The sequence below is a fragment of the Cohnella hashimotonis genome (assembly GCF_030014955.1).
GTDB classification, from domain to species: Bacteria; Bacillota; Bacilli; order Paenibacillales; family Paenibacillaceae; genus Cohnella; species Cohnella hashimotonis.
This window is the reverse complement of record NZ_JAGRPV010000001.1, coordinates 8,310,043-8,328,618: the sequence shown is the minus strand read 5'-3', so window position 1 is coordinate 8,328,618 and position 18,576 is coordinate 8,310,043. Positions and strand designations below refer to the sequence as shown.

Below are 18,576 nucleotides of genomic sequence, written 5' to 3'. Positions count from 1 at the left end.
TCCCCCTATCGCTTGGAAGTCCGGAGCAAAGGCATGACGATGCGGAACGCGCTTCCCTCTCCCGGCTTGCTGTCCGCGGCGATCTTGCCGCCGTGCGTGGTGACGATGGCGTGGCAGAGCGACAGGCCCATTCCCCAGTTCGTCGCCGTCGGCTTGGAGGAGAAAAACGGCTGGAAAATCTGCTCGAGCTGCGCCGCCTCGATGCCGGTGCCGTTGTCCCGGACGATCAGCTCCACCCACTTGTTTTTGCGCTGAATCTCGATCTCGATCCGTCTTGAGTTCTCCGGCACATGCGCCAAGGCGTCCGCTGCGTTGGACAATATATTTTCAAGCGCCTGCGAAAAATAGTAACGGTCCGCCATCAGCGTCAGCTGCTGCGGTCCCGGCACGTAGCTCACGTTGATGTGCTTCAGCGCGAGCTTCATCTCGCCAAGCGTATCGGCCACCAGCTCCTGCAGGTCGACCGGCTCCAGCTCCATTTTGGACTTCAGCGTCTTCTGATGCACGACATCCAGTCTATCATAGATGCTCCGGCACCGTTCCTCGATGACGCGGACTTCCTGAACGATGTCCGGCGACTTGTCCACCATCGCCTCGAGAAACTCCGTCTGCGCCATGATGGCGAGCAGCTCGTTTTTCATATAGTGGCTGAATACCCGCGAGGTCAGCACCGCCGAGTCGATATTGCGGGAGATGACCGTCTCCTGGTTGCGGATGCGGTTCTGGATGCGCGCGTACTTGTAGATACCGTACAGGCTGATGAACAGGCAGAAGCCCGCGATATAAGGGAGCAGCGCGTACATCGACGGCTTGCCGACGAGGTTGATCGGCTTGAACCGGATGAACCTTGCCGCCTTCGACACCGTGATCAGGACGTCCGGCGCCCAGAAGTTCACGTAGTAATAGGTAACCTGCAGCGAAACGTAGCTGATGAGGATCATCCCGATGTTGCTGCGGATCTGCCGGACCTTGGGCGCGTCGAACCAGGCGTAGGCCATGAGGAAAATGCCCGCCGCGATATACAGCGTATTGACCGCGAAGGTGACATGATGGACCGCTTCGTAGGCCGATATGAAGCCCCGGGCGGTCATGCGCGCGGGATAAAGCCGATAATACAGGCCAGTATAAAAGGACGGATCGTACAGCACGACCTGTACGGCGCAGGGGATGGCGAGCAGCGGCAAGATCCGCCGCCCGGTCCGCGGAGACACGCTGAACGCGAAATAAATCGCGGAGCACAGACCCGTATACAAAAACGCCATCGCGAAAAAGTTCAGGATGCGAATAAGCAAGTAGCGGGAGACCGGCAAAAACATCAATTGGTTCTGGACGCTGCGGCTGATGCCGAAATAGTCGTACAGGCTATAGTAATAATAAGCGTCCTTGGACATATAGGTCATGATCGCGCTGACGACCAGCAGGAAAGAAAGCCCCATGCCCAGCATGAGCAGCGTCGCCTTCGTGTATTTCTGCTGGGTCAGGCAGAAGACCGCGATCGCGATAAAGAGGATAAACATAAAGAAGATGAACATGACGCTCAATCCTTTGCGTTTGCCTGCGTTATTTTTGTCCAATTTGATCTATTGTAAACACTTCCGAGCCATGCGGAAAGGTTGAAGTTTTATCCCCCTGCTCGTTTCTCCCCGCCTGCTCGAAGCGCTGCCTGAGCGGCTCCGTCTCCCGCCCTGCGCGGTCTCGCAGCAGGAAGCCTGCCCGCGGGCGGCTGATAAAAGATCAACCTTATGCGCGCGCAGCGTTCGGTCTAGTATGGAGACATCACCAATTAAACGCTGGAGGGGTTCACTTGAAGATACAGAAGAGCAAGGCCGGACTGCTGCTGGTCGCCGCGCTCGCGGTAGGCGCCGCAGGCTGCGGCTCGAACGGCAATGATGCGGCGAGCGGCGAGGCCAATCAAGAGAAGGTCACGCTGGAGTATTACACCTGGACGGACGAAGCCGACTACATGCAAAAGATTGTGGACGCTTTCAACGCCCAGAACGCCGACATCGAAGTCAAAATGAACACCTACAGCAACGACGCGGACGAGTATAACACCAAGATCATGACCAACCTGTCCGGCGGCTCCGAGATGGACGTCTACAGCATGAACGGCACGGCCGGACTCGGACTGTACGCTTCCAAAAACCAGCTCGTCGATCTCACGGACCGCATCAAGCAGGCGAACATGGACATCGGCGCGTACGGTCCGAGCTACCAGGATATCACCAACGTGCTGACGGACGGCAAGTATTATGCGCTGCCGTACCGCACTTCCCAATGGGCGCTTTTCTACAACAAGGGGCTCTTCGACAAAGCCGGCATTCCTTATCCCGAGAAATTGACCTGGGACGAATACGCGGAGCTGGCCAAAACGCTGACCAAGGGCGAAGGCGCGGACAAACAGTGGGGCGGCTACTTCGCCGACTGGATCACCGCGCCGCTGGGCGCGCTGCAGAAGGGCAGCACCATCCTGGACGACAACCTGGACGACGTCGCCGGCTGGCTCGATTATCTCGACCGCATTTACGAAAAGGACCAGTCCCATATGAGCTACAAGCAGATGAAAGCCGAGAGCGTCGACTGGATCAAGCAGTTCGAGAGCGGCAACGTCGCCATGCTGGTCAACGGGGAATGGACCGTGAACATGCTGAAGGCGGATATCGCGGCCGGCAAGACGGATATCGAATACGACATGACCCTGCTGCCGCAGCCGGCAGGCCTGAACGAGCCGACGACCGTCGGCGGCGTCAGCACCTTCATGGGCATCAATCCGCGCAGCAAAAACCAGGATGCCGCCTTCAAGTTCGTGCAGTTCGCCACCGGCGAGCAAGGCGGCTCCATCATGGCGGAGTCGAGCGTCCTGCCCGCCTACTCGAACGACAAGACGAAGGATGCCTTCCTCGCCGCGACCGGCTTGCCGGGCAGCAGCGCCTTCTTCGAGGCTAAGACCGTCGTCGAAAATCAGCCGATCCCGCAGATCGACGAAGTGAACGGCGTGTTCGGCGAGCAGCGCGACCTGTTCCTGTTCCATGAGCAGGACGCCAAGAAGACGATCGAGACGTTCATGGCCCAGCGCCAGCCGATTCTCGACAAGTAAAAGAGTTGGCAGAGCGGCTGTCCGACGCGCGAGCGCAGGCAGCCGCTCTGCGATGAAGGGAGCGTTAAGCCGATGAACAGACGTCTTCAACCCCTCAAGGCTTACGCGACGGGGACGCTATTCATTCTGCCGGCCCTCGTCCTGTTCGCCGCGTTTATTTTTATCCCCCTGCTCTACGGTCTCTTCATGAGCTTCACCGACTACGGGGGCTTCAATCTTAAACCTAATTTCACCGGCTTGGACAACTATAAGAAGCTGCTGCAGGACGACTACTTCGCCGTCTCTCTCAAGAACAATCTCGTCTATACCCTCCTGTTCGTACCGCTCACGGCGGCGTTCGCCCTGTTCTCGGCCATGGCCCTGAACGCCGTTCTCCATCTGCGCCGGTATTTGCGCATGGCCTTCTACTTCCCGCAGATCACCTCCATGGTGTCCGTCGCAATCGTCTGGGGGCTGCTGTTGAACCCGATCCGCGGGCCGGTCAACCAGGTTCTGAAAGCCCTCGGCATTTCTCATCCGCCGGAGTGGCTCATGTCCTCGCAATGGGCGCTTATCGCCGTCGTCATCGTGGCCGTGTGGAAAAGCTTCGGCTACTACATGATCATCCTTCTCGCGGGCATCCAGGGCATTCCGGAATACCTGTACGAATCCGCCAAGCTCGACGGCGCCGGCGCCTTCAAGCGCTTCCTCTACGTCACGCTGCCCAGCCTGTCGCCGACGCTGTTCATGGTGCTCGTGCTGACCGTCATCAATTCGTTCCAGGTGTTCGATCTCGTGTCGGTCATGACGGACGGCGGACCGGGACGCTCGACCAACGTGCTCGTGTTCCGAATCTATCAAGAAGCGTTCATCCACTACCGGATGGGCTACGCGGCAGCCATGTCCGCGGTGCTGTTCCTGATCATCATGGTCGTGTCCATCGTGCAATTCCGGCTCGAGAAAAAATGGGTCACCTACTAGAAAGGGGGAGAAAAACGATGCTGAACGCCCTCGGAACAAAGAGAAGGGACAAGGTGTTCTACAGTCTCCTGCTGCTCGCGCTGGCCGTCTGCTCGATCGCGGCGCTGTTCCCTTTTCTGTGGATGATCTCGACCTCGCTGCGGACGGACGTGGACCTATTCCGCAATCCGATGAACTGGATCCCCAACTCCCTATATCTGAACAACTACAAGGAAGTCTGGACGACGATTCCGTTCGGCCGCTACTTCCTGAACACGCTGAAGCTGTCGGTCCTCATCACCGTGCTGCAGGTGCTCATCTGCTCCATGGCGGCTTACGCGTTCGCCAAGCTCAAAGTTCCTTTTAAAAATGCCCTCTTCATCCTGTTCATGACCAATCTCATGATGCCCTGGCATTCGATCATGGTGCCGCAATTCTCCATCGTGAGCAAGCTCGGCTTGTACAACACGCATACCGGCTACGTGCTCGTTCAGCTCTTCAGCGCGTTCGGCATCTTTTTGCTGCGGCAATTTTTCCTGTCGCTGCCCAGCGAATTGAACGAAGCCGCGCGCGTGGACGGCTTCAGCGAGTGGCGCATCTACTGGCGGATCGTCATGCCGCTCTCCAAGGCGGCCGTGTCGACGCTGGCGATCTTCACTTTTACGTTCATGTGGAACGACTATCTGGCGCCTCTGATCTACATTCAGGACGACGGGCTCAAGACGCTGCAGCTCGGGCTCAAAGCGTTCCAGACCGAGCATACGACTGACTACGGCCTGCTGATGGCGGGCACCGTGCTCGCGACGGCGCCGATGGTCGCCGTCTTCCTCGCCGGCGAGCGCTTCTTCACGAAGGGCGTCGCGACGACAGGGATGAAAAACTAGTCACTTCATAGTAAAAGCAAAAACGGAAGCAGAAGGAGAGTACAAGATGAACGATCATTTGACAGATTTCTTGCAAGTACGCGGCGAGGACTTCACGGCAAACGGCGAAAAGGTGCTCCTGCGCGGCTTCGGGCTCGGCTCGTGGATGAACCTGGAGCACTTCATGATCGGGCTGCCGGGCACCGACACGATGATCAAGAAAGCATTCGCCGACGTCTACGGCGCCGATCGCGCGGCGACGTTTTTCGACCGCTTCCTGCTGGAATTCGTGGACGAGCGCGACTTCGCTTTCCTGAAGAGCCTCGGCGTGAACTCGCTGCGCCTCCCTTTCAACTACAAATACTTCATCGACGATCAACGGCCCGGCGTCTACAAGGAGGAAGGCTTCGTCTATCTGGACCATGTCGTGGACCTGTGCGAGCAGTTCGGCATCTACGCGATCCTCGATCTCCACTCCGTGCCCGGCGGGCAAAATCCCGACTGGCACTGCGATACGTCCAGCGGCCTTCCGCTGTTCTGGGAATACGGCGCCCTGCGCGATACCGTAATCGGCTTGTGGGGACACATCGCGAAGCGCTATCGGGACCGGCCGTGGGTCGGCGCCTACGACATCGTGAACGAGCCTTCCTTGGTGAAGGATGCCGTCGTGTTCAACGAATTCTACGACAAAGTGATCGCCGAGATCCGCCGTCACGACCCGCATCACATCATCTTCATCGAAGGCAATGCGTTCACGACCGACTTCTCCATGCTCGATCCCGTCGACGACCCGCAGGTCGCGTACGAGTTCCACTTCTATCCGTTCGTCGACGAGCCGGCCGTGCTCAGCCCCGAGATGGATCGCGCGCGGCGCAGGCAGATCTTCGCCGAGGCGTTCGCCAAGCTGCTCGCCGTCCGCGACAAGTACAAGAAGCCCGTCTGGTGCGGCGAGCTCGGCCTGGTCTTGAATCCGCAGGAGATCGACTTCCAGGTAAGCATCATCGAGGACATGCTGGAGCTGTGCGAGACCAACGACGTCTCCTGGGCGCTGTGGACGTACAAGGACGCCGCCGTCATGGGCATCGCGTATCCGCGCGAAGACACGCCTTGGCGGCTGCTCGCGGGCAAGATCAAGCAGGTATGGAACCAGCACGAGGAGCAGGGAAAGGGCGAAGCGCTGGTCGACTACATGGCGCAGACGTACTTCAAGCCAATCTCTACGGAGGCGCGCTATCCGCTGCAATTCCGGATGCGCACGATCATGCAGGCGATCTGCGTCGAGCAGAACCTGAAGCCGTTCCTCGAGGAGCTGCCTTGGGAGACCGTCTACCGGCTGCCGGAGTCGTTCCGTTGGGAGCAATGCGACTACTGCGAGGAATTGGCGGCGCTTGTGCGCAAGTATACGGGCGTTCGGTAAGGCGCGGGGTGCCAAGATGGCACGCAGGAGCGTTGATGGTTAGCGCAAGTGAAGGCGGCGAAGGCCAGAGCGGTGAAGGTGAGTGCGGCGAAGGCCAGGGCGGCGGCAAGCGGACCACAGTTCCGCTAATTCCGCCTTCCAGGCCATAAAACGTATGCGAGCGGACCCACAGTCCGTTATTCGGCCAGAATGCGCGGTGTTTTCCCGCTTTTAGATGCAATATCGGCCATACGGTCCGTTAACCCTCGCCAAACCTCTCCTTTCGCGCAAATAGCGGACTCACGGTCCGTCTGCCGACCGCCCGCAACCCCCTCACGCGTCGGCTGCACATCGCATACAAACCGCCCAAGCCTCATCCTCCCTGCCTCAAGCCCCGCCCACCCTGGACAGCCTCCTCAACGGGCACTCGGCGAAGGAGGGCGCTCCTGGCACGAAGACGGCGAGCTTGCGCATGAAGTAGCACGATTCCGGAAAGTGATGCTCGAGGAACCGCAGCGTAGCCTTGGACAGCAGCTCGGTGTCGACGTATTCGGCTACGATCCGCTGCACGAAGGCGTAGAATTCTTTCACCGACTCCAGCACCTCGGCCGCGAATCGCGTCTCGGCCGGGAAACCGGGCGCAGTAAAACGCTCGTAGCTCTGCATGGCGCGGTTTTTGACCATATACGTGGAAAAGACCGTGGCGAACCTTTCCGCCTGCGCGCCCAGCGCCTGCTCGACGGGATCCAGCAGCCCGTGCAGCAGCACGGCATGTCCGAGTTGATCCTCGATCCACAGATCGAGCAATTGCGTCAAGGCTAGAGGCGGCGCCGGCCCCCCCTGCGCCCAGTAGGAGAGCTGCCGCAAATACTCCCGGTTCTCGCCGATCGTGCCGTTGAAGTAGGACGGCGTCAGATTGAGATTGACTTGGTTGAACAGCCGCAGGTGCTGCATATGCCCTTCCAGCCGGCAGTAGGCGTCCGCGAGCGGATAGACGCTCTCCGCGAACGCCCGCATCGTCGGAGCCTCGGCTGGCTCGAAGGGCGGCAGCGCCTCCGCTCGCGCGATCGCCTCGCGGAACGGCTCGAAGAAGCGCTCTGCCTCCTGCCACCACCTCGTCTCGGACGGCGACAGATAGTCCCTCAGAAAATGCGCATGATCCTCCAGCACCTCGAGCCAGAATAAATGCTCCTCCTTGATCGACATGCCCCCGTCTTGCTGCATCGATGAGCGCCTCCCCGCAATCGGATTTGCTCTCACCATTGTATGAGAGGCGGCATGCGGGTAGTCGCTATTTACTCGCTGCGCCGCTGGCCGCCCTTGAGCCGGGAGATGATCGGATACAGGAAGACGAGGCACTCGACGAACAAAGCGAAGGTCGCCCAACTCCTGTCGAAAGATCGGGCCAGCTCGGCCGGATAGCGGGCCAGGACGACCGACAGCGCCACGACGAATGCCGCGAGCGGAAAAGTGATCGGCTTATAATGACTGAGCCCGAGCGCTTGGGAGACCAGCAACGTCCCGACGGCGAAGACGATGCCGAGCTTGATGAATAGGCCTGCAAACCAGATGGAGACGATGATCGCGTCCATATTATGAACGAAGTCGCCCAGATGCAGGAAGCCGCTCAGCTCCAGCGCCGGATACATAAGCGCGCCCGAGAGCTGCGGACCGAAGAATACGATCATGAGCAGAAATTCCGAGACGAAAATATAGGTTCCCGCCATCGAACCGATCCACACCGCCTTGCGCACCTTCTGACGGCCGTCGAATAGCGGCACGATGTATGCGAGCAGCACCAATTCCCCGTACCAGGGGATCAGCGAATACGTCTGGCTCCACAGCGCCTTCCAATCGTGAATACGCGTAAATTCGTGCCACATCGGCGTGCTCATTTCGGGAATAAAAAACAAGGGCTTGATGAAAAAGAGAAAACCGATGACGAAAAAACAGCCCTGCGCGAATCGAAACGCGACCGGAACGCCCGATTGGGCCATGGACGCCACGGCCGCCATGACCAGCACGGCGACCGCGACCGACGGCGTCTCCTTCAAATAGGTCGGCACGAAAAAATCGGTAAACTCGCGGAGAATATGCGCGGACAAGTGAAGAAAGAAAAAAGCCGAAAGCAGCAAAATCGCGATATGTCCCACCTTGCCTACCACTTTCGCGCCTTCGATGCCGACATAAGTAGAGGGACGGAGCAGCGCGTAGCGCAGACTGAAGGCGGTAAGCGCCGTTCCGGCTACCGCGGCAAGCACAATGCCGTATACGCCGTCGAAGGGAGCGTTCTTGGCCATCGGGGCGAGCAAGAAGGCGATCGTCGTCGAAAACACGTATACGAAAATGAGCGCTCCAATCTGGAGCCCCGTTATCGTCCCCTGGTTTTTCAAGGCGGTCCCTCCTCTCTTTGCCTATCACTTGCGGGTGATCCAGCTTTGCACCGGCCCGAAGACGAAGTCGATCGCCCGGTTGGGATTCACCCATTCGGGCATATAGTGCGCGAGCGCCGCGAAGACGAATACGAATCCGGTCACGGCAAAGGCGACGACCCGGTCGCGCTTGCACGCCGATCCGCGCCGCAACAGAAAGATTTGGTACAAGATGACGGCCCCCATGCCCAGCGTCAGCATGATCATGAGATGCCGCCTCCTTTCGAGGACACTCTGGGCGAATGGCTGATGCCGGGGGTTCGCATGGTGATGCGGGCGTGGATTACCGGTTTCATGTTCAAGAACAGATTCTCCCGCGGCTGGTCCGCCCACCTCCGCCATAGCGACGGATATTTGTACTTCACGTATTCGCTCCATTGGAAAGCGTCTACCTGCTCCTCCTGCGCCTTGTCGGCTGCGGATTGCGCCAGATCCCGCACCCGCACGTTCAGTGCCCGCTCGATCTTCCTCATGCTCGCCGGATCGTAAAGATCCAGATTCGATTGGATGGAGACGAGATCCGCCTTGCCGTCGATGGACACGTGGATGTATACCTTGCCGCCGCGCCGTTCGGCTCTCGTGACCTGCTTGACGTCGACCAGCCTGACGCTGAACAGCCCTTTGGGATCCGGGATCGTCGCCGTCAGCATCATTTCCGGCGTGCGGCTTTTCATGAATGAGATCCCTATCGTCTCGTCCTCCGTAAACGTGCCGACGACGGCGTTGTTTTTCATGAGCGCCGCGCCTCCGATGCCGGACCAATGCACGGTTTTGTCCTCGGTCTCCAGCTTAAGATCCCGCATGCTCAACTCGGGGATATAAGCATCTCCCAAGTTATTCCATTGCGAATACAGCAAATTCCGGATATTGACCGGCGGCAGTCGCCTGGAATGCGCGGATTCGCGCCAGATCTCCGCGGGGAAGCGTTCGAAGAGGGGCGTCAGCTTCGCGACATTCCGGGCTTCGCCGTTAAAGTAAAACACGTAAACGCGAAGCCGGAAATCCGTCGCCCGGATCAGGAAATCGAACAGAGGCGCCATCCCCGCCCGCGCGTAACGGTCTCCGACGATGATCGTGCGCATTTGCCCCCATGCGACGTTGCGCGGCAGGTCCTTCTGGATCTGCTGAAAGGCTTCCGTGATATCCCGTCCTTTGCCCGTCATCAACACGAACGGCTTCTCGGCGCCTGGAGAAGCGTTCAAGCCGATCGAGATGCGATTCGGGAGAAGGAACATGGTCGAGATCTCCGTCCGGCCCTGCTCGTCCCGATCGACGATCATCGTCGACACGAAGGTGCGATCGTTGAGCTCCTGCTTGGACCAGCAACCGGTTAACTCCGTCAGCGCGACGACGATCATCGTCAGTTTTATGGCAAAGGAATGGGCTCCTAGACGCTTGGGCATCGTTTCTCCTCGTTTCGTTCGCTTTTTAGGAACGCTTGGGGCCCATACGCTTACTCCATGGGAACCGCCCTGCGGCATCCTTCATCCGCTCCGCCTTGTACGGGATAAACGGAGACAGGTAAGGCGTACCGAACGAATCCAACGACAGCAGGTGAATGTAGACGAAAAAGACGCCGACGATCAAGCCCAGCAGGCCGAAGATCGCCGAAGTGAACAGCAGCATGAACCGGAGGAAACGAACCGTCAGCGTCAACGAGAAATGCGGCACGATAAACGAAGAGATGCCCGTCAGGGCGACGATGATGACCATCGGGGCGCTTACGATGCCGGCCGTCACCGCGGCGTCCCCGATCACGATCGCGCCGACGATCGAGATCGTCTGTCCGATGGCCGACGGGATACGCTGTCCCGCTTCGCGCATCACCTCGAACGTCACCTCCATGATGAGCGCCTCCACAATGGCCGGGAACGGCACGATATCCCGGCTCGAAGCGACGGAGATCAGCAGGTTGTACGGCATCATCTCGGGATGGAACGTCGTGATGGCGACATAAGCCGAGGGCAACACCAGGCTTAAGCCGAAAAAGGCGTATCGCAGGACGCGGACCCAACTGCTGTAAAAATATCGCTGGTAATAGTCTTCCGCGGACTGCATGAAGGACAGCAAGGTCGCTGGCGCGACCAAGTTGCTCGGACTTCCGTCCGTCAATAGCGCGATTCGTCCTTCGAACAGCGAGGAAGCCAACACGTCGGGCCTTTCCGTATTCAGCATTTTCGGAAACGGGGATGCCAGCCGGTCGTCCAGCGCTTCCTCGAGGAAGCTGCTGCCCGGAAGGCGGTTCGTGCGGATTTCCTTCAGCTTTTTCTGGACCTCCTGTACCAACTCTTCGTCACAGCTTCCCTTCATATAGAGCAGCAAGACGGTCGTGCGGGATTCGCTGCCGATGACGAATTCCTCCACGACCAGCTTGTCGCTCTTGACGCGCTGGCGGACGAGCGACAGGTTCGTCCAGATGTCCTCGACGAACGACTCTTTGGGCCCGCGGATCGTCTTCTCGTTTTCCCCGGCCGATACCGAACGCATCGCTTTTTGCTGGAACGGAAACAGCACGCCGGTCGCCTGGCCGTCGATGCATAACGCGGCCTGTCCGTTTAGCAGCCCGTCCAATGCCGCCTCGGGCGAACGCGTCAGCGAATAGATCGTCGGGAAATAAGACCTGCGTTCCAGAATGTCGCCGAGCCGCTCCTCGTCGCTGCCTTCGTACGGAGCCAGCAGCGTCCGCAGCACTTGCGTTTGCAGCATTTCCAGATCGATGGCTTCTGTCATGTAATAGATCGTACAAGCGAACTTGCCCTGTTCGATCTTCTGGGACACGACGTCGGGACGGTCCTTCAGACGATCGTTCAACCATTGCGCCAGTTCCATGAGGGTCTTCCTTTTTTGGTAATAGCATCCGCTGGAACGGTCTTTTTATGCATAATCAGGAAAAAGGCACCCGGGTCGGGTGCCTTGGATTGGCTTGAGGTGCGATGCGATGCGGTACAGTGCGGGACGATGCGGTGCGGCGACTTGAGGTACCAAGGGAGCCCTAAAGACGGGCCTGGTCGTATGCGCTTGCCGCTACGCTCTATCATAGCGGCCTGAATTCGATCCAGCCGAGCTCGAGGCCGGGCTTGACGGCTTCCACCCGAAGCTCGTGCAGGCCTGCTGCCAGCTCGACCTTCGCCAGCTTGTGCAGCATCCACGCGCCGCCGGTGCCGTTGGTCTGGACGGTCGCGAGCGGCTTGCCGTTCAGCGTCAGGTTGCACGCGCTCTGCGCGAGCTCGGATTCGGCGGACATCGCGCTCGCGAACAGACGGTAGACGCCCGCTTGTTCTACCTGGATGAAGGTCGCGCCTGCGGCGTCCGGTACGATCCGCGCGCCATCCGCCAGCGGCTGGGCGCTCTGCGCTTGCTCCGGGGCAGAGACGGTCAACGCCTGGAATGCTTCGACTGTCTCCTGCGTGACCTTATCCCGGGCGCTGACCGGCGCGCGCAGAATGAAACCGAGGATGTTCGCCGCGGACCGCTGGAGCTCGCCCCTCGTGAGCGTGCCGTCAGCCAGCGACGCGATCGTATTGTCTCCGTAGGCGTTGGTCTCCGCCCCGTAGTTGCTGACGACCATGTACAGGTCGTTCTGCGCGCGCACCATCCAGTTCGTGTACTTGCGGTCCGGCGCTCCGCCCCGAGCCACGTCGTTCATGACCGCCCACCAGTCCGTCATGACGATCCCCTCGAAGCCCCACTCGCCGCGCAGGATCGTCGTGTTCAGATCGTAATTCGAAGCCGCCCAGTGGCCGTTAACTGGATTGTACGACGTCATGATCGAATTGGCTCCGCCCTCCCGGACCGCGATCTCGAAGCCCTTGAGATAGATCTCGCGCAGCGCGCGCTCAGACACGACGGCGTCGACCTTGCTGCGGTGCTTCTCCTGGTTGTTGCAGGCAAAGTGCTTGAGCGTCGCGTTCGAGCCGCCCTTCATGATGCCGCGCACGCAGGCTGCGGCGAAGGCGCCCGAGATCAGCGGATCTTCGGAAAAGTATTCGAAGTTGCGCCCGTTGAGCGGACTCCTCCGAATGTTGAGGCCCGGTCCGAGCAGCGTATCGATCTCGTTGCGGACGAGCTCCCGGCCCTCCAGAACGTATAGCTCCTCGACGAGCGCAGCGTTCCAGGTCGCCGCGAGCAGCGTCCCGATCGACACCTGCGTCGCCTTGTGGCCGCTGTCCATGCGAATGCCGGACGGCCCGTCGGACGTGCAGGCGACCGGAATGCCGTAGCCGAGCAGGCTGTCGGTCACCCCGCCGAATGCCGAGGCGGTCCCCGGCGTAACGAGCGGACTGCTCATGCCTTCGCCGCGGACGAGCGCTGCCAGATCCTCGTCGCCGAGCTGCGCGATAAAGGCTTCCAGGCCGACCTTGCCGTCTCGGACGTCCTTCAGCTTGTAGCCGCGATCCCCGGTCTGCGCGATCGCTTGCGGGAGCCGGCTCTCGATGCGGTCCGCCAGCGAAATCTTGCGCTTCGGCGCGTCTTCGTACGCGAGCTCGTATGAGCCGTCCGCCCGACGCGCCCCCGGCTTCATCCGCGAGAGGCTCGCCGTCGGCGCCATCGCTTCCTCGAGCTGCCTCACGACCCGAAGGGCGTCGACGACATAGCCGTCTTGTCCTTCGAAGGCGACGGCCGCCGCTTTTCTCACGCTGGTCCCCGCGTAGAAGCGATAGGTCCCCGCCTCCAGCACGTAGGCGGATGCTTGGCCCGTCGCGCCTGCATCGTCATAGGCGGCCATCGCGCGGACCGGGAAGCTGACGGTCAGGCGCTGCGACTCTCCCGGCTGCAGCAGACCGGTCTTGGTGAAGGCCGCGAGCGCTCTGGCCGGACGCCCGAGCACGCCTTGCGGCGCTTCGACGTACAGCTGCACGACCTCTTTGCCGGCGTAGACTGTCCCCGTATTCGTCACGACGACATCGATCGCAATGGCGGCTTCGCCCTCGTCCTCGATTAGACGGGCGTCCTCCGCCGCGAGGCCGAACGTCGTGTACGACAGCCCGTAGCCGAACTCGAACTGCACGCGATCCGGGCGGAACGTCTCGAAGTACCGGTAGCCCACGTAAATGTCTTCCTGATACAAATTCGCGAGTTCGTTGCCGTAGTTGTCGGTGGACGGATAATCCGCCAGCGCATAAGCGATCGTGTCCGTCAGCTTGCCGCTCGGCGTCACGTCGCCGGCCAGCACGTCGGCGATTGCGTTGCCGCCCTCCATGCCGCCATGCCAGGCGTAGACGACGCCGGCGATCGGATGAACGTACGCCTCGTCGTCCAGCCAGCTCATGTCGACGATATTGGATACGTTGAGCACGACGACGGTCCGTTCGAAATGGGCCGTAACCTGCCTGAGCATCGACCGCTCGTCGTCCGTGAGCAGGTAGCTGCCCGGTTTGTCCGCATTGTCCTGATCCTCGCCCGCGGTGCGCCCGATGACGACGATCGCCTTGTTCGATGTGCGCCGCGCTTCGGCCACCAGTTCTTCCGTCAGCGGCATCTCGCGCTGGTGCCAAGGTTCGGCCGCCCAGCCCCCGCCGCCGTTGTCGAACGGATTCTGCTCGATCCACTTCTCGTAAGCGGCCGCGAGCGTCTCGTTGACCGTTACGTTTTCTTTGCCGCGAAGGCCGTCAAGCAGGTTCGTCGTATACGCTACATGAACGCTGCCGCCGGAGCCCGTGCCGCTGCGGTAATAGTTCACCTGAATTCGCCCGAAAACGGAAACGTTATCCCCTTGGCGCAGGGGCAGCGCTTCGCCCTCGTTTCTAAGCAGCACTGCGCCTTCCGCAGCGACCGTGCGGCTGAACGCCGCGAAGCCCTCTAACGGAACGCCGATCATCGATGTCGTCATATTGTATCCTCCTCAGGATAGTATCTTGAAGCCCGAAGCCCACCCGTCCGTTTGGGGGCTCGCGTTTTAGCCTAGTATGCTTTTCCCACCGATTCGCCTTCAACCAGCCGCACGTAGATCCGTTCCTGCTCGACCGGCCGGCCCTCCAGCATTTTCAGCAGCTGTTCGGCGGCGAGCGCTCCCCACTTGCGTTTGGAATAGTCGATCGTAGCCAGCCGGGGCTGCATGTACTGCGCGAGTTCGATATTGTCGTAGCCGACCACATGCACGTCTTTTCCGATCTGCAGGGCGGTCTGCGTCCTTAAGTAGTCGCATAGTCCGATCGCCATCTCGTCGTTCAGGCAGAAAACGCCCGCCGGTCCTTCCCCGGCGGCCTCTGCGATCCGCGGACCCGCGGCATAGCCGGACGCCTTGTCGAAGGCGCCCGGGAGTTCTTCGAGGCTCGCCTCCGGCACGCGCTCCACTGCCTGCCTGACCGCCCGCATCCGCTGCTGCGCATCGAAGGCCGACTCGGGCCCGCCGACGGCGCAGATCCGGCTGAGTCCCTGACCTAGCAGATATTCCACGGCCAGCGTCGCGCCCGCTTTGTTGTCGAGCAGCACCTGATTGACGTTGGGATGATCAAGCTCGCGGTCGAGGACGACCAGCTTGTGCCCGCGGTCCGCATAGCCGATCAGCTCCTCGTCGGCGAACGTCGCGTCGAGGATGATCGCCCCGTCGAACGCCCGCTCCGGTATCATCCGGTGCGACCGGCGGCCGCTGCAGACGATGAGATCGTAGTCTCTGCGGTTCAACTCCTCCTTGAGCCCGAACAGCAGGTCTCCATAGAAGTGCCCGCTGAAGTCCGTTAAAAAGACGCCGACGAGCATCGTTTCCCGTTTCTTCAGCAAGCGGGCGGCCCGGTTCGGTACGTAGCCCAGCTCGTTAGCGATAGACTGAATCCGGTCCGCGGTCTCCTTTGTAATCCGGTCGCTGCCGTTGAGCGCATAGGACACGGTGGAGATCGAGACACCCGCGGCGCTCGCGATATCCTTGATGCTGACCAAGCTTTTCATCTCCATTTCCCGAAACCCGCGATTTGCACAAGTCAGACTTGCGAAACGTTTCAATTTATTCGAAATGAGGCCGTATATCTAAACGGATAAGCCCTCTCCTGTTCGCTATGCTCTAAATTTATCTGAAACGCGCCCCGTAATCAACAGAAAATATAGGGTTTGACGCCTGTCGAATGCAGAATTATACTATCCGTAGAAACGTTTCGATAAACCGCTATCATTTCAGAAAGAGGGTTATATACATCATGTCCGATCCTAAAGCTCCTTTGTCTTCGTCCTCTCCGGAGAAGCTGCCGCTGCACGTTTACCTCGAACGCATGACCCTGGACGAGAAGATCGCCCAACTGATCCAGCTCGCCGTCCCCTTCTTCGAAGGCGCGTCGGAGGCCGGCCTGATTACCGGCCCGATGGCCTCGCTCGGCATCGGCGAGGATACCGTGCGTAACGCCGGGTCCGTGCTCGGCATGGCCGGCGCGCAGGAGACGATCAACGTCCAGCGCAAGCATCTCGAGCGCAATCGCCTGGGCATTCCGCTCCTCATGATGGCCGACATCGTGCACGGCTTCAAGACGATTTTCCCCGTGCCGCTCGCCATCGGCTGCTCGTGGGATCTCGCGCTCGCGGAGCGCAGCGCGGAGATCGCCGCCAAGGAAGCGTCCGTGTCCGGCGTTCACGTCACGTACGCCCCGATGGTCGATCTCGTGCGCGATCCCCGCTGGGGGCGGGTCATGGAGTCGACAGGCGAAGACCCGTATTTGAATGCGTTGTTCGCGAGAGCGTTCGTCCGCGGATTCCAGGGCGACGACCTGTCGGGCGATCCGGACCGGGTTGCTGCCTGCGTTAAGCATTTCGCCGCCTACGGCGCAGCCGAAGCCGGACGCGACTACAATACCGTCGACCTGTCGGAGCGCCAACTTCGCGAGTTCTACCTGCCGGCGTACAAGGCCGCGCTCGACGAAGGCTGCGAGATGGTGATGACGTCGTTCAACACGGTCGACGGCGTTCCGGCCACCGGCAACGTGCCGCTTATGCGGCAGTTGCTGCGGGAGGAATGGGGCTTCGACGGTATACTCATCTCCGACTGGGGCGCGGTCAAGGAGCTGATCGCGCACGGCATCGCCGAGGACGAGCGCGAAGCCGCGCTTAAGGCGATGAAGGCCGGCGTCGACATCGAGATGATGACGTCGTGCTACGCCAAGCACCTGTCCGAGCTCATCGAAGCCGGCGAAGTGGACGCGGCGCTGATCGACGAAGCGGTCTTGCGCATTCTGCAGCTCAAGGACAAGCTCGGCCTGTTCGAAAATCCGTACCGCGCGGCCGATCCCGAGCGTGAGCGGGAAATCGTGTTCAGCGACGCGCACCGCGCGGCCGCGCTGGAGCTGGCGCACAAGTCGTGCGTGCTGCTGAAAAACGACGGCGTCCTGCCGCTCTCGCCTGCGCGCAAGGTGGCGGTCATCGGTCCGTTCGCCCGCAGCGGCGACCTGCTCGGGCCTTGGTCGTGGACCGGATCGCAGGACGCGGTCGTCCGCGTGTCCGAAGCCATCCGCGCCAAGGCGGCGGCGCCGGGCGCGGTAACCGTCGCCGAAGGCTGCGGCATCGAGACAGACTCGACCGAGGCGCAGCTGCTTGAGGTCGCGGCCGCCGCGGGGGACGCCGACGTCATCGTGCTCGCGCTCGGCGAGCACTCCGACATGAGCGGCGAAGCCGGCTGCCGGGCGGACATCCGCCTGCCGGAGGCGCAGCTCGCGCTGATCCGCCGCGTCAAGACGTTCGGCAAGCCGGTCGTGGCCGTGCTGTTCAACGGACGGCCGCTCGACCTGCACGGCGTCATCGACGAAGCCGATGCCGTGCTGGAAGCCTGGTTCCCCGGCTCCGAAGGCGGCACGGCGGTCGCCGATCTGCTCTACGGCGACGCCAATCCGTCGGGCCGCCTGACGATGTCGTTCCCGCACAGCGTCGGCCAGGTGCCGGTGTATTACAACGCCTTCAACACCGGGCGTCCTCAAGGCGCGCCGGACGCGCAGGTGCGCTATGTGTCGCAGTACCTGGACATTCCGAACGAGCCGCTGCTGCCGTTCGGCTACGGCCTGGGCTATGCCGCGTTCGAATACGGCGAAGCTGCGCTGTCGGCGGACGAGATCACGCCGGATGCGCCGGTCACGGTTAGTTTGCGCGTCACCAACGTCGGTCCGGTGGCTGGCGTCGAGACCGTCCAACTCTACGTCCGCGACATCGCGGGCGAGGTCGTGCGGCCGGTCAAGGAGCTCAAGGGCTTCCGCCAGATCGAGCTGCAGCCGGGCGAGAGCGCCGAGGTCGCGTTCGAATTGAGCGAGAGCCAGCTGCGGTATTACCACGCGGACCTGACGCTCGCCAGCGACGCCGGCGCGTTCCTTGCGATGGTCGGCCCGAACAGCCGCGACGTCGCGGCGCTGCCGTTCAGGCTCGTCAAGTAAATAAAGGAAAGCCCTCGGAGCGCGCTCCTGAGGGCTTTCCTTTGCAGGGATTATGGGCTACGCTGAAGTTTCGGGCTGACGTAGGGCGCGGCGCGATACTCACCGGCACCTTCCCCAGACCATAGCGGGAGTGGTTGCATTATATTGCGTGCACAGTACTTCCGGGCTGTGATTTCTGCGGAATTACACTCGATTTGTCTGCAAAAAAGTGACATCACCGTCGGCGTTAGTGCCTTTTGGCGCTCATCGGCGCCTTCCTGAGCGCCTGCGCGGTGGCGTTAGTGTCTTTTGGCGCTTATCGGCGCCTTCCTGCGCGCCTACGCGGCGGCGTTAGTGCCTTTTGGCGCTCATCGGCGCCTTCCTGCGCGCCTGCTCGGCGGCGTTAATGCCTTTTGGCGCTTATCGGCGCCTTCCTGAGCGCCTGCGCGGCGGCGTTAGTGCCTTTTGGCGCTCATCGCTACAGCAAGGAGTTTCCCTGATGTGGCGTTAGCGCCCTTTTTACGCTGATCGG

At 60.8% G+C, this 18,576-nt stretch carries 13 protein-coding genes; 5 read left to right on the top strand and 8 right to left on the bottom strand.

Annotation, left to right across the window (positions count from 1 at the left end; translation table 11 throughout):
• Positions 1–5 precede the first annotated feature (5 nt).
• A complete protein-coding gene (locus KB449_RS33280; protein WP_282912452.1) occupies positions 6–1,532 on the bottom strand; it encodes a sensor histidine kinase in 1,527 nt (508 codons plus the stop codon).
• Positions 1,533–1,804: 272 nt separating this feature from the next.
• Here KB449_RS33280 and KB449_RS33275 point away from each other — a divergent pair, with 272 nt between their 5' ends.
• The 4 genes from KB449_RS33275 to KB449_RS33260 all read left to right on the top strand — a co-directional run bounded on the left by KB449_RS33275 (position 1,805) and on the right by KB449_RS33260 (position 6,316).
• Positions 1,805–3,097 carry an ABC transporter substrate-binding protein gene (locus KB449_RS33275; RefSeq protein ID WP_282912451.1) on the top strand — a complete coding sequence of 431 codons (1,293 nt, stop codon included), beginning with the start codon at positions 1,805–1,807 and terminating at the stop codon, positions 3,095–3,097.
• A 72-nt stretch (positions 3,098–3,169) separates the two neighbouring features.
• Complete coding sequence (locus tag KB449_RS33270) at positions 3,170–4,057, top strand: carbohydrate ABC transporter permease (protein WP_282912450.1); 888 nt, start codon at positions 3,170–3,172, stop codon at positions 4,055–4,057.
• Positions 4,058–4,074: 17 nt separating this feature from the next.
• Positions 4,075–4,920 carry a carbohydrate ABC transporter permease gene (locus KB449_RS33265; protein ID WP_282912449.1) on the top strand — a complete coding sequence of 282 codons (846 nt, stop codon included), beginning with the start codon at positions 4,075–4,077 and terminating at the stop codon, positions 4,918–4,920.
• A gap of 46 nt (positions 4,921–4,966) precedes the next feature.
• Positions 4,967–6,316, top strand: coding sequence for a glycoside hydrolase family 5 protein (locus KB449_RS33260; protein WP_282912448.1), 1,350 nt, complete (start codon positions 4,967–4,969; stop codon positions 6,314–6,316).
• Between the two features lie 366 nt (positions 6,317–6,682).
• On the opposite strand, the gene KB449_RS33255 is transcribed toward KB449_RS33260, so the two are convergent.
• The 7 genes from KB449_RS33255 to KB449_RS33225 form a co-directional block, all read right to left on the bottom strand.
• Positions 6,683–7,519 carry a DUF2935 domain-containing protein gene (locus KB449_RS33255; protein WP_282912447.1) on the bottom strand — a complete coding sequence of 279 codons (837 nt, stop codon included), beginning with the start codon at positions 7,517–7,519 and terminating at the stop codon, positions 6,683–6,685.
• A 71-nt stretch (positions 7,520–7,590) separates the two neighbouring features.
• Positions 7,591–8,688: a GerAB/ArcD/ProY family transporter gene (locus tag KB449_RS33250; RefSeq protein ID WP_282912446.1), complete on the bottom strand. Its 1,098-nt coding sequence runs from the start codon at positions 8,686–8,688 to the stop codon at positions 7,591–7,593.
• 24 nt (positions 8,689–8,712) lie between these two features.
• On the bottom strand, positions 8,713–8,934 hold the full coding sequence (locus KB449_RS33245; RefSeq protein WP_282912445.1) for a hypothetical protein: 222 nt from the start codon (positions 8,932–8,934) through the stop codon (positions 8,713–8,715).
• On the bottom strand, positions 8,931–10,130 hold the full coding sequence (locus tag KB449_RS33240) for a Ger(x)C family spore germination protein (RefSeq protein ID WP_282912444.1): 1,200 nt from the start codon (positions 10,128–10,130) through the stop codon (positions 8,931–8,933). Before KB449_RS33240 ends, KB449_RS33245 begins: the two co-directional genes overlap by 4 nt.
• Positions 10,131–10,155: 25 nt before the next feature.
• The gene (locus KB449_RS33235) at positions 10,156–11,556 is read right to left on the bottom strand and encodes a spore germination protein (RefSeq protein WP_282912443.1); all 1,401 of its coding nucleotides are present in this window, start codon (positions 11,554–11,556) and stop codon (positions 10,156–10,158) included.
• Positions 11,557–11,761: 205 nt separating this feature from the next.
• Positions 11,762–14,557 (bottom strand): glycoside hydrolase family 3 protein, encoded by a 2,796-nt coding sequence (locus KB449_RS33230; protein WP_282912442.1) that lies wholly within the window; start codon positions 14,555–14,557, stop codon positions 11,762–11,764.
• 71 nt (positions 14,558–14,628) lie between these two features.
• Positions 14,629–15,603, bottom strand: coding sequence for a LacI family DNA-binding transcriptional regulator (locus KB449_RS33225; protein WP_282912441.1), 975 nt, complete (start codon positions 15,601–15,603; stop codon positions 14,629–14,631).
• 326 nt (positions 15,604–15,929) lie between these two features.
• On the opposite strand from KB449_RS33225, the gene bglX reads away from it, so the two are divergent.
• A complete protein-coding gene (gene bglX, locus KB449_RS33220; protein ID WP_282912968.1) occupies positions 15,930–18,065 on the top strand; it encodes a beta-glucosidase BglX in 2,136 nt (711 codons plus the stop codon).
• The last annotated feature ends 511 nt before the right edge of the window (positions 18,066–18,576 follow it).